The organism is Pseudomonas sp. RAC1, assembly GCF_030658255.1.
GTDB lineage: Bacteria > Pseudomonadota > Gammaproteobacteria > Pseudomonadales > Pseudomonadaceae > Aquipseudomonas > Aquipseudomonas boreofloridensis.
This window is the reverse complement of the sequence record NZ_JAUTXS020000032.1, coordinates 105,538-117,343: the sequence shown is the minus strand read 5'-3', so window position 1 is coordinate 117,343 and position 11,806 is coordinate 105,538. Positions and strand designations below refer to the sequence as shown.

The following is an 11,806-nucleotide window of genomic DNA, read 5'->3' as shown; positions in this document are numbered from 1 at the left end:
CGCTGGCGTTTTTTGTACGGGATCAGCAACTGCAGGATCAGTCCAGCAACGTGGACCAACCTTCGACCACATCACCGCCCCATTTGGCTTTCCACTCTTTCAGGGTCTTGTGGTTGCCACCTTTGGTTTCGATGACTTCGCCATTGTGCGGGTTCTTGTACTGCTTGACCTTGCGTGCACGCTTGGTGCCGGTGGTCTTGACCGCGCCGCGTGGGGCTTTGCTCAGTTTGGACTCTGGGTCGAGCAGGGCAATGACGTCACGCAGCGACTTGGAGTATTCGCCCATCAGCGTGCGCAGTTTGCCTTCGAATTCCAGCTCTTTTTTCAGCTTGTCATCTTGCGACAGGTTGGCCAGACGAGCTTGAAGTTCCTTGATGGCTTCTTCAGTGGCGCGGTATTCGTTGATCAGGGACATGGGGTGTTCCTTGGTAAATGTACAGGGAGACAGTGCGTCAATAATAGACAGGCGATACTCGCAAGTAAACAAGTAATAATCAGTGGGCATGTTGAAATGTGTTGAAGCAACAATTAACACGGTGAAGATTAAGAAAATTTAACCGGGTAATGCTGCGCCTTTTTCTATGCGCAGGGTCGCGCGTCGACACTGCATCAAGCGCTACCCCAGCGGCGACCGCCCCGTCGATGACTACTGCGTTTTTCTCGGCAGGTGGCTAGAATATGCGCCTTTGCGAAGTATTCGGAGTTTTCATTGATGCGCACCTATCGCCTGACGATTGCCTGCCCCGACCGTGTCGGCATCGTGGCAAAGGTCAGTAACTTCCTGGCCCTGTACAACGGCTGGATCACCGAAGCCAGCCACCATTCCGACGAGCAGAGCGGCTGGTTCTTCATGCGCCATGAAATCCGCGCCGAATCCTTGCCGTTCGGCCTGGAAGCCTTCCGCGAAGCCTTCGCGCCGATCGCCGACGAGTTCTCCATGGCGTGGCACATCACCGATTCGGCGCAGAAGAAGCGCGTGGTGCTGATGGCCAGCCGCGAGTCCCACTGCCTGGCTGATCTGCTGCACCGCTGGCACACCGATGAGCTGGACTGCGACATTCCCTGCGTGATTTCCAACCACGACGACCTGCGCAGCATGGTCGAGTGGCATGGCATTCCATTCCATCACGTGCCGGTCGATCCGAAGGACAAGGCACCGGCCTTCGCCGAAGTATCGCGTCTGGTCGCCGAGTACGGTGCCGACGTGGTGGTGCTGGCGCGCTATATGCAGATCCTGCCGCCGCAACTTTGCCAGGACTATGCGCAGCGGGTCATCAACATCCACCACAGCTTCCTGCCATCGTTCGTCGGCGCCAAGCCTTATCATCAGGCGGCCTTGCGCGGGGTCAAGCTGATCGGTGCCACGTGCCATTACGTGACCGAAGAGCTGGACGCCGGTCCCATCATCGAGCAGGACGTGGTGCGGGTGAATCACGCCGACAGCATCGAGGACATGGTTCGCTTCGGCCGTGACGTGGAGAAAATGGTGCTGGCCCGTGGCCTGCGCTACCACCTGGAAGACCGCGTGTTGGTCCATGGCAACAAGACCGTGGTGTTCGACTGACTTAGGCGCAGGGGCGTCGATGGCCGATCCGCGTGACAAAGCCGCTGCCCAGCCCCCGCCAACCCTTGGCGAAGGCTGTCTGGCCCGCTATGACCCCGATGCGCTGAGCGATGAGCTCGGCACGGCGTTCGAGGGCGCCGCCCAGCTCTGGGCGCAGCTCAACCGGCCTGACGACGCCAGCGCTCCAGCAGCGGACGCGCCAGCAGGCAGACGAACACCGGCCCCCCGGCCAGCAGGTAGAAGTAGTAGGTGATGGCGCGCCAGATCAGGATCGCCGCCGCCGCCGTCGAGCTACCTACCAGCGGTGACAGCAGGGTGGCCGAGGTCAGCTCGGCGGCCCCCGCACCGCCTGGCAGCAGGCTGAATTGACCGGCGCTGAGCGAGAGCATCTGCACCAGAAAGCTCGGAATCCACGCCAGGTCCACACCCAGCCCCTTGAGCACCAGATACAGCACGCTGTAGCGCAGGCTCCAGTGCACGCAGGTGAGCGCAAAGACCAGCACCAGGATGCGCTTGGGCAAGCGCCAGGTGTCGATCAGCGCGTGGACGAAATGCAACAGCTTGCGCGCCCAGCGCCGCCGCCGCGCTGCCGAGACGCCCAGACGCCGCAGCAGACGCCCGTTACCGCGCATCATCGCGCGCCGATAGCGCGACAGCAGCACGATCACCGCCAACGCCACGCACAGCAAGGCCGCACTGCCCAGCAACATGCCTTCCTGGCTACGCCCAAGGCTGTGGAACAGGGCATAGCCGGCGATGGCCAGCATGGCGCAGAAGAAGAACAGCAGGTCGTTCAACTGGTCCATGGCGAACACCGCGCCACTGCGCGCCGCACCGATGCGCTCGCGCGCCAGCAGGGTCATCAACGTCAGCGGGCCACCGCTGCCGCCGGGGGTGGTGCAGATGGCAAATTCCGTGGCCATCACCACGCCCAGGCTGCGCAGTCTGCCCAGTTGCGCGCCTTGCTGGCCGAGCAGCAGGCGCAGGCGCGCCGCGTTGATGATCCAGCACAGCACGATCATGCCCAGCAGGGTCATCATCAGTCCGGGATCGAATCGCTGCAGACGCGGCAACAGCTCGCCGCCGCCAAGCCAGGCGGGCACCAGCACAGCCACCAGCAACGCCAGGCCTAGCCAGAGCAGGCGGTTCATGCAGACAACCTGCGCTCCAGCCAGGCGGATTTGGTCAAAGGTTGGCGCCCTTGCTCGACCAGCTCGCGCACGGTGCGCAGCCAGTAGTCGCGCGAACTGGCGTGGCGCATGTCCACTGGATGCAGGCCCAGGCGCAATGTCTCGGCCTTGTGCCAACGCCGCACCTGCCAGTCGCAAAGCACTCGCGACAGACCCCGGCGCCAGGCACTGCGCGCACTCCAGACCAGGCCCGGTGCTTCGATCGCGGTGAAATCCGGCAGGCTGTACAGATGCTGCGGGGTACTGGTGTAGCGCAGGGGCAATTGGCGCAGGGCCTGGCGCGTGCCTTCGCTCATCAGCCAGGCCGGGGCGACGAAGCCGGACACCGGCCAGCCCAAGGCCGTGAACAACTCCAGGCCTGCCTCCAGGCGCTGCATCGCCTCCTGCTGCTCCAGCGCATAGAACTCACCTTCATGGGTGTAGATCCTGCGCATGAAGAATTCGCCTGGCCCGCGCGGTGCGGGGCCGTCATCAGCGTGGTAGAAACCGTGCAGCGCCAGCTCGTCACCGCGTGTCAGGCGACGGTCGAGCAAGCGACAGAAGGTCGGTGAGCGATACAGGGCATTGCGGTGATGGAAGTCCGGCACCACCAACCAGGTCATGGGCACCTCGCCCAGGGCGTCGATGGCCTCGACGAAGGGCTGGTAGTCCGGCCAGGTTTCCGGGGCGACGTCGTGCAGCACCAGCATGAGGCTGCGCGCAGAGGTGTGGGCGTCACGCATGGGCACGCACCTGGGGTTGGTGACCGAGCACCGCCTGGTAGTGCTGCAACAGGCCATCGACCACGCAGTCCCAGGCATAGTGCTGCTCCACATGGCGCCGGGCCTGCGCGCCCAGGGCGCGCACGTCCCCCTCGAAGGTTTCACGCACGGCATCGGCCATGGCGCGGGCATCGTTTGGGCGGCACAGGCGGCCGCACTGGTCGTTGACGATTTCGCCGAACGCACCTGCGCGCACCGCGACCACGGGTATGGCGCTGGCCATGGCCTCGAGAATCACCAGGCCAAAGGTTTCCTGATCGCCGGCATGCACCAGCACGTCGGCGCTGGCGAGCAGGCGCGCGACTTCATCGGCCGGGCAGAAGTGGTCGATCACACTGACATTCTCCGGCACGCTGGCCGGCATGCCCGAGCCCACCAGTAACAGATGATAGGGGCTGCCGAGTTGGCGCATGCACTCGAGCAGCACCGGCAGGTTTTTTTCCCGCGACCCGCGACCCGCGAACACCAGCAAGCGCGTGGTATCGGGCAAGCCCAGTTCGGCGCGAACCTGATCGTCGCGTTTGCTCGGATGGAACATCTGCAGATCGACACCCAGTGGCTGCACATGCACTTCGCGTACGCCAAGACGGCGCAGTTTGTCGGCCATCACCTGACTGGGCGCCAACACCCGATCAAAGTTGCCATACAGCTTGCTGACATAGGCCTCGACGTTGGGGGTGAACCAGTTGCCCATGCGGTTGCTGACCAACAGGGGCAGGTCGGAATGGTAGAAGCCGATCACCGGCACATCCAACTGCCGCCGCGCCTCCAGCGCCGCCCAGGCGGTGAGGTAGGGATCGCCGACTTCGATCAGGTCTGGCTGCAAGCGCCGCAGCACATTGCACCAGGGCGCCAGACGCACGGGGAAACGGTAGCCCTTGCCGAACGGCAGCGGCGGCGCCGGCACGTGATAGATGCCGTCGGCATGGCGGGCGTGGGCCCCGGGAATGAGGAGGCTGTGACGCACGCCGGCCATGGCATCGAGACGGTGGTGTTTGGCATCAAGATAGGTCCGTACGCCGCCGCTGGCGGGGGCATAGAACATGGTGATGTCAGCGATGTGCACGATCAGCATCCCTCCGGGATCGTCTTCGGGTCTGTCATCCGGCGGTAACAGGCCGGGGGTGACGCGCCTAATGATTGACCTTGGCTGGGACGGGTTCGTTCGATCGGGGTGGGGCACGCTGCGCTGCCTGCGACGGGTGTCGCAGACAGCGCGGCGAGTGGCGGATCAGATGCGGAAGCTGCCGACCAACTGCTTGAGGCGGACGGTCTGCTGCTCAAGGTCGGAGCAGGCACGCAAGGTAGCCTGCAGGTTTTCCACGCCTTCCTGATTGAGCATGTTGATTTCGCTGATATCCATGTTGATCGACTCCACCACGGAAGTTTGTTCCTCGGTGGCGGTGGCGACCGACTGGTTCATGCCGTCGATCTCGCCGATGCGCTGGGTCACGCTGCCCAGGCGCTCACCGGCCTGGTTGGCGATCTGCATGCTGTCCTGGCTGTGGCGCTGGCTCTGGTCCATGGTCTCCACTGAAGTGCGGGCGCCGACTTGCAGCTCTTCGATCATCGACTGCACCTGCTGCGCCGACTCCTGGGTGCGGTGGGCGAGATTGCGCACTTCGTCGGCGACCACGGCGAACCCTCGTCCCGCTTCGCCCGCACGTGCCGCTTCGATCGCGGCGTTCAGTGCCAGGAGGTTGGTCTGCTGGGAGATGCTGGTGATGACTTCGAGGATCTGACCAATGTTCACGGTCTTGTCGTTGAGGGTTTCGATGTTGGCGCTGGAACTGACGATCAGGTCCGACAGGCGATTCATCGCCTGGATGTTGCGCTCCACCACCTGCTGACCTTCTTCGGCCAGCAGCCGTGCCGAGCTGGCATGCTGCGAGGCCTGGGCGGCGTTGCCGGCGATTTCCTGGGCCGCGGCGCCCAGTTCATTGATGGCGGCGGCCACGCTGTTGGTGCGGTTGGCCTGCTCGTCGCTGTTGTGCATCGACGAGTTGGAGGCGCTGATCACCCGCATGGCCACCTCGTTGACCTGCTCTGTGGCCGACGACACTTCGCGGATCGAGCCATGCACGCGTTCGACGAAGCGGTTGAAGGCACTGCCCAGCACGCCGAATTCGTCGTGATTATGGATCGTCAGGCGTTTGGTCAGATCGCCTTCACCCTCGGCGATGTCTTCCATGGCGCGGGTCATGGTCATCAGCGGCTGCATGAGGACGCGGATCAGCAGGCCGAGCAGGGCGATGATGATCACCACCGCCACCACGGTGGCGATCACCGCAGAAGTGCGGAAGGTGCTGAGCATGCTGAAGGCTTTGTCTTTATCCACCGACAGGCCGATGTACCAGTTGGCCGACGGCAGACCCTGGATCGGGGTGAAGGTAATGAGGCGCTGGTGGCCGTCGACCTCGACTTGTGTGAGTTTGCCGGTCAATTTCGGGGTGTTTTGCGGGAACGCTTCGGTCAGCGGCTTCATCACCAGGGCGTTGTCAGGGTGCACCAGGATCTTGCCCTGGTCGTTGACCAGGAAGGCATAGCCCAGGCCGCCGAAGTTCAGCGAGTTGATGATCTGCACCAGACCATCGAGCGCCAGGTCGCCGCCGACCACGCCGACGCTGGTGGAGACTTTGTCGATCACGCCGATCACCATCTTGCCGGTGGTGGCGTCGATGTAGGGTTCGGTGAGGATCGGGCCGCCGGCATTCATGCCGTCCTTGTACCAGCCGCGCACGCGCGGATCGTATCCGTCCGGCATCTTGCTGTCGGGGCGCACGCTGAAGCCGCCGTCGACCTTGCCCAGGTAAACCGTGAGGAAGCTGGAGATCAGGGCTTTTTGACCCATCAGGGTTTCGGCGTCGCTGGGGCTCTGGGCAATGTTCTGCGCCAGGTTCTCTACCAGGCGGATACGCCCTTCGAACAGGCTGCGGATGTTGGTCGAGGTGGACTGACCCATTTCCACCAGGTAGTTCTCCAGGTCTTCGCGAATGGCATTACGCTGGAGGTAATCGTTGTACAGAGTGAACAGCGCGAAGGCCAGTATCACGATAAGGGACGCCGCCAAGAGAATCTTGTGGCTGAAACGAAGGCTTTTGTTCATGACGTAATCCGGTCCGCTAAGGTTTATCGGGTCGCTCGCACAACGCACAGCAGCAGAAAGAACAGCGCAACAATTTTGCGGGCCTGGTGGGTTGCTTCCTGCAGTTGGGCCATTAACGCCTCTGGCTATCGGCCGCCTTGGGGCAAAGCTTGAGAAGAGGAACAAAGAAGATGTCAGATTCTTCGCAAATCGTTGTAGGTGCCGGTCTTGACGGCCTGCCCGTTGGCCAGGCCATGCGTCTGGCCAACCGTCACGGCCTGGTCGCCGGGGCCACCGGCACGGGCAAGACGGTCACGCTGCAGCGCCTGGCCGAGGTGTTCAGCGATGCCGGGGTGGCGGTCTTCGCCGCCGACATCAAAGGTGATCTGTGCGGGCTGGGCGCTGCCGGGGCGCCTGTGGGCAAGGTGGCCGAGCGTATCGCCGACATGCCATGGCTGCAGCACCAACCGCGGGCTTATCCGGTGACGCTGTGGGACATCGCGGGGCAAAGCGGTCATCCACTGCGCACTACCTTGAGCGAAATGGGGCCGTTGCTGCTGGGCAACCTGCTGGAGCTCACCGACAGCCAGCAAGCGGCGCTGTATGCCGCGTTCAAGGTCGCCGATCGAGAAGGCTTGCTGCTGCTCGACCTCAAGGACCTCAAGGCGCTGCTCGCGCACCTGAGGGACAACCCGCAACTGCTCGGCGATGACCGGGCGTTGATGACCACAGGCTCCACCCAGGCGTTGCTGCGGCGCCTGGCAACCCTGGAGCAGCAGGGCGCCGAGGCCTTGTTCGGCGAACCGGCACTGCAGTTGGAGGACCTGTTGCGGGTCGATGCCGACGGTCGCGGGCGCATTCACCTGCTCGACGCCAGTCGCCTGGTGCACGAAGCGCCCAAGGTCTATGCGACGTTCCTTCTCTGGTTGCTGGCGGAACTGTTCGAGCAACTGCCAGAGCGCGGCGACGCGGACAAACCGGTGCTGGCGCTGTTCTTCGACGAAGCGCACCTGCTGTTCAACGGCACGCCCAAGGCCTTGCAGGACCGGCTGGAACAAGTGGTGCGGCTGATCCGCTCGAAAGGCGTCGGGGTGTACTTCGTCACCCAGTCACCGAGCGATCTGCCGGATGCGGTGCTCGCCCAGCTGGGCTTGCGTATCCAGCACGGGCTGCGGGCCTTCACCGTCCGCGAGCAGAAGGCGCTGCGCGCCGTGGCCGAGGGTTTTCGCCCGAACCCGGCGTTCGACACCTTGGCGGTGTTGACCGAGTTGGGCATTGGCGAGGCCTTGGTGGGCACGCTGCAGGACAAGGGCACGCCCGAGGTGGTGCAGCGTGTGCGGGTGGCCCCGCCGCAATCGCGCATCGGGCCGCTGACGGCGGCCGAACGCAGCGCGCTGATCGCCGCTTCGCCCTTGGCCGGGCGCTATGACCAGCCGATCGATCGCGAGTCGGCCTATGAACGGCTCACCCAGCGCAAGGGTGAGCCGGTCGAGCCGGCACCACAGCCCCAGGCCGAGCAGGAGAGCTTCGCCGACAAGGCCGGGGAGTTTCTGCAGGGCGCAGCGGGGCAGGCGATCAAATCGGCGGTACGCCAAGCCGCCAACCAGTTGGGTCGGCAGTTGGTGCGGGGGTTGATGGGGTCGTTGCTGGGCGGCAAGAAGCGTTGAGCAGACGATAGGAACGGCCGAGCGCCGTTCCTATCGCAATACGCTTCAGCCGATGGCCTTGGACGCCAGCCAGAACAGGCCGGCGGCCAGTCCCATGGAGGCGGGCAGGGTGAGCACCCAGGCCATCAGGATGGTCTTCACCGTGCTGCTCTGCAGGCCGCTCTTGTTGGCGACCATGGTGCCGGCGACACCCGAGGACAACACATGGGTGGTCGACACCGGCAGGCTGAACACGTTGGCCATGCCGATGGCGCAGGCCGCCGTGATCTGCGCCGACATGCCCTGGGCATAGGTCATGCCTTGCTTGCCGATCTTCTCGCCGACGGTGAGCACCACGCGGCGCCAGCCGACCATGGTGCCCAGGCCCAGCGCCAGCGCCACTGCGACGATCACCCAGAACGGCGCGTACTCGGTGGTGGCGGTGAGGTCCTTGCGCAGCTTGTCCAGATCGGACTTCTCGCGGCTGTCCAGGCCCGGCAGCTTGCCGACCTTCTTCGCGGTGTCGTCCAGGCACAGCAGGTAACGGCGCACCTCGACCCGGCGCTCGGCGCTCAGGTCGCGGTAGTCGGTCACGCCTTGCAGCGAAGTCTGCAGCGCCGCGATGGTCGGCTCGGTCTGCTGCGGGTTGCAACTGAATTGCTCCGGCAGATCGGTCGACTTGGCCTTGCCCAACGCCAGGAACTCACCGAGGGTGGCGGCATTGCGCTGGTAGAACTGGCTCATGTGCAGGGTCGCGTCGCGGGTGCGTTCGATCTGGTAGGTGGTGCTGTTCAGGTCGAGGACGAACTTGGCCGGCACGATGCCGATCAGTACCAGCATGATCAGGCCGATGCCTTTCTGGCCATCATTCGAGCCGTGCACGAAGCTTACGCCCATGGCCGAGATCACCAGCACCAGGCGATTCCAGAAAGGCGGGTGCTTCTTGTCGTCGAGCTTGCGGCGCTGGTCCGGGGTCTTGTGCATTTTCGACAGCGGGCGCCACCATTTCAGGCCGATCAGCACCAGGGCGGCGATGGCGAAGCCAGCGATCGGCGAAACCACCAGCGACAGGCCGATGTCGATCGCCTTCTGCCAATTGACGCCATCGCCCAGCGCGATGTCGTTGAGCAGCGCGTTGGCCAGGCCCACACCGAGGATCGAGCCGATCAGGGTATGGGAACTGGAAGCCGGGATACCGAAGTACCAGGTGCCCAGGTTCCAGGTGATGGCGGCTGCGAGCAACGAGAACACCATCGCCAGTCCGTGCCCGGTATTGACGTTGATCAGCAGTTCGACCGGCAGCAGGTGGACGATGGCATAGGCCACCCCGACACCGCCGAGCAATACGCCGAGGAAGTTGAAGACACCCGAGAAGAACACGGCCAGGTGCGGCGGCATGGCTTTGGTGTAGATGACGGTCGCCACCGCGTTGGCGGTGTCATGAAAGCCATTGATGAACTCGAAGGCAAGCACGAAGGTAAGGGCGAGCACCAGGCTCACGGCTACCCAGGCATCCAGTCCGCTGAATAAATCGATCATGAAGGTTGTCTGGCGGTCGTAGGGGGGGCGGATTATGCCAGAAAACCATGGCAATCGATGCACCCCTGACGCGTTGGCGGAACGATTTCACCCTCGAATCCAGAAAAGCGTTGATGCGTATCAATTCCTGGCGACTGCGCTAAAAAGCGCAAAATCCAGCGAATCGGAGGGTAACGCTCAAGCACCGGAGGGTATCTGTCGTTTAAAACGGTCGTATGAAATTTATGTGCACGTATTTCTGAGCCGTTTGAATTGCCTCACCGGACGTCAGCTTCCGTAAAAAACAGACGTCCGGTGAACGCAGGATCAACGCTCCGGTTCAACTGGACGCAGTTCCTTTTCCATCTTTTCCAGTTCTTCGGAAAATGCCTGGTCCAGCAAGCTGGCACGTTTGCGCCAAGGTTTGCGTTCCGGTTCCGGTTGGGCAGCATAGGTGGTGACTTCGCCACCATAAACATCCTTGTAACGTTCTGCCTGGCGCTCGAGTTCGGCGCGCAGTTCATCTTTCGTCACAGTATCGACCTGAATTAAGTTGAAATAGCCTGGGGCGAGCGCTGCGGCTGCGAAAGGCTTTGGGTTCCATGTTCAACACCGAGCAGGGCCGGCGCCGCGGAGTATAACCAGTGCTCCACGCCCGCACACGCAGTTCCTGGTGAACTTGCCGGAGGCTGTGAAGTACGTCGAACTAACGCGTCGGCCAAGGCACACGTGTGTTGGAAAGTTTGAGGAGGACGTCTTGGAAAAGTTCGAGCGCTGAGTCGCCCAAATAAAAACGGCCTCGCCGTGGGGCAAGGCCGCTGCCTCGAGTCTTCAACGGTGGGTACCTGACCAGTCTCTCCAAAGAAGCCACAAGGGCACTGGAAAGGTATAAGCAAACGTGTCGGCGGTCAATTGCGATTATCGGCCGTTTGTTCGATAATCGCACAAAGCGCCGTTTTTTTGAGGTCTGCCGATGAACGATGAAACCCCGTCTTTCCCGCCCAGCGATCCACTGCCGCCAGTGGCTCCCGCGCTGGCTCCGCCCATCGTGGCGTCCCCGGCCAAACGTATCCAGGCATTCACGGGCGATCCCGACTTCATGACCTCGCTGGCGCGCGGCCTGGCAGTCATCCAGGCGTTTCAGGAGCGCAAGCGCCACCTGACCATCGCGCAGATCAGCCACCGCACAGAAATTCCCCGCGCCGCCGTGCGCCGTTGCCTGCATACCCTGATGAAACTGGGCTACGCCACCTCCGACGGGCGCACGTATTCGCTGCTGCCCAAGGTGCTGACACTCGGCCATGCCTATTTGTCCTCCACACCCCTGGCCGTTTCTGCCCAACCCTATCTGGACCGCATCAGCGAGCAGCTTCACGAAGCGGCGAACATGGCCACGCTGGAAGGCGACGATATTCTCTATATCGCCCGCTCGGCGACCGTGGAGCGTCTGATATCGGTCGACCTCTCGGTCGGTGGTCGTCTACCGGCCTACTGCACCTCGATGGGTCGTATCCTCCTCGCCGCGCTGGATGACACCAGCCTTCGCGAATACTTCGAGCGCGCCGACCTCAAGGCCCGTACCACCCGTACGCTGAACGACCCGGAGTCGCTGTTCGCCTGCATCCAGCAGGTCCGCGCCCAAGGCTGGTGCGTGGTCGATCAGGAACTGGAGCAGGGCCTGCGTTCGATCGCCGTGCCCATCTACGACGCGTCCGGGCAGGTGCTGGCGGCGCTGAACGTCAGCACCCATGTCGGCCGGGTTACTCGTAACGAGCTGGAGCAGCGCTTTCTGCCGATCCTGCTGGCGGCCAGTCGCGACCTCTGCCATCAGTTGTTCGGTTGAATGACCAACGCAGCAGTTCCTGTTCGATAAACGCACAATGTCGCTGTGCAGCGATTGCGCCCCCGTCTGGCGCTGATTACTGTTTCTCGCAACGGTCGGCAGCGCCGACCGCACAATAACAACACGAGAGACCTCCATGACCATTGTCCCCTCGCTGCCTGGCGCAGTTGCCCGCCGACCCAGTTGATCGCAACGCCCG

General features: G+C 63.1%; 10 protein-coding genes. 3 read left to right on the top strand and 7 right to left on the bottom strand.

Annotation, left to right across the window (positions count from 1 at the left end; translation table 11 throughout):
- Positions 1 to 37 precede the first annotated feature (37 nt).
- Entirely contained in the window at positions 38 to 415 is a 378-nt protein-coding gene (mvaT, locus tag Q7C30_RS11985; RefSeq protein WP_029613774.1) for a histone-like nucleoid-structuring protein MvaT, read from the bottom strand.
- A gap of 297 nt (positions 416 to 712) precedes the next feature.
- Between mvaT and purU the strand changes: the two genes are divergently transcribed.
- Complete coding sequence (gene purU, locus Q7C30_RS11980) at positions 713 to 1,564, top strand: formyltetrahydrofolate deformylase (protein ID WP_039579703.1); 852 nt, start codon at positions 713 to 715, stop codon at positions 1,562 to 1,564.
- Between the two features lie 158 nt (positions 1,565 to 1,722).
- Here purU and Q7C30_RS11975 read toward each other — a convergent pair whose 3' ends face one another.
- The 4 genes from Q7C30_RS11975 to Q7C30_RS11960 form a co-directional block, all read right to left on the bottom strand.
- A complete protein-coding gene (locus Q7C30_RS11975) occupies positions 1,723 to 2,715 on the bottom strand; it encodes a lysylphosphatidylglycerol synthase transmembrane domain-containing protein (protein WP_317871617.1) in 993 nt (330 codons plus the stop codon).
- Entirely contained in the window at positions 2,712 to 3,476 is a 765-nt protein-coding gene (locus tag Q7C30_RS11970) for a DUF2334 domain-containing protein (protein ID WP_317871616.1), read from the bottom strand. The genes Q7C30_RS11975 and Q7C30_RS11970 overlap by 4 nt, the downstream gene beginning before the upstream one ends.
- Positions 3,469 to 4,590: a glycosyltransferase family 1 protein gene (locus Q7C30_RS11965; protein ID WP_317871615.1), complete on the bottom strand. Its 1,122-nt coding sequence runs from the start codon at positions 4,588 to 4,590 to the stop codon at positions 3,469 to 3,471. The genes Q7C30_RS11970 and Q7C30_RS11965 overlap by 8 nt, the downstream gene beginning before the upstream one ends.
- A 156-nt stretch (positions 4,591 to 4,746) precedes the next feature.
- Entirely contained in the window at positions 4,747 to 6,621 is a 1,875-nt protein-coding gene (locus Q7C30_RS11960) for a methyl-accepting chemotaxis protein (protein ID WP_039579697.1), read from the bottom strand.
- 170 nt (positions 6,622 to 6,791) lie between these two features.
- On the opposite strand from Q7C30_RS11960, the gene Q7C30_RS11955 reads away from it, so the two are divergent.
- A complete protein-coding gene (locus Q7C30_RS11955; RefSeq protein WP_317871614.1) occupies positions 6,792 to 8,267 on the top strand; it encodes a helicase HerA-like domain-containing protein in 1,476 nt (491 codons plus the stop codon).
- A gap of 45 nt (positions 8,268 to 8,312) precedes the next feature.
- Here the strand turns inward: Q7C30_RS11955 and Q7C30_RS11950 are convergent, their stop codons facing one another.
- Positions 8,313 to 9,785: an inorganic phosphate transporter gene (locus Q7C30_RS11950; protein ID WP_029613953.1), complete on the bottom strand. Its 1,473-nt coding sequence runs from the start codon at positions 9,783 to 9,785 to the stop codon at positions 8,313 to 8,315.
- Positions 9,786 to 10,091: 306 nt separating this feature from the next.
- Positions 10,092 to 10,298, bottom strand: coding sequence for a hypothetical protein (locus Q7C30_RS11945; RefSeq protein ID WP_029613952.1), 207 nt, complete (start codon positions 10,296 to 10,298; stop codon positions 10,092 to 10,094).
- A gap of 439 nt (positions 10,299 to 10,737) precedes the next feature.
- Here Q7C30_RS11945 and pcaR point away from each other — a divergent pair, with 439 nt between their 5' ends.
- Entirely contained in the window at positions 10,738 to 11,607 is an 870-nt protein-coding gene (gene pcaR, locus Q7C30_RS11940; RefSeq protein ID WP_295485625.1) for a pca regulon transcriptional regulator PcaR, read from the top strand.
- Positions 11,608 to 11,806 lie beyond the last annotated feature (199 nt).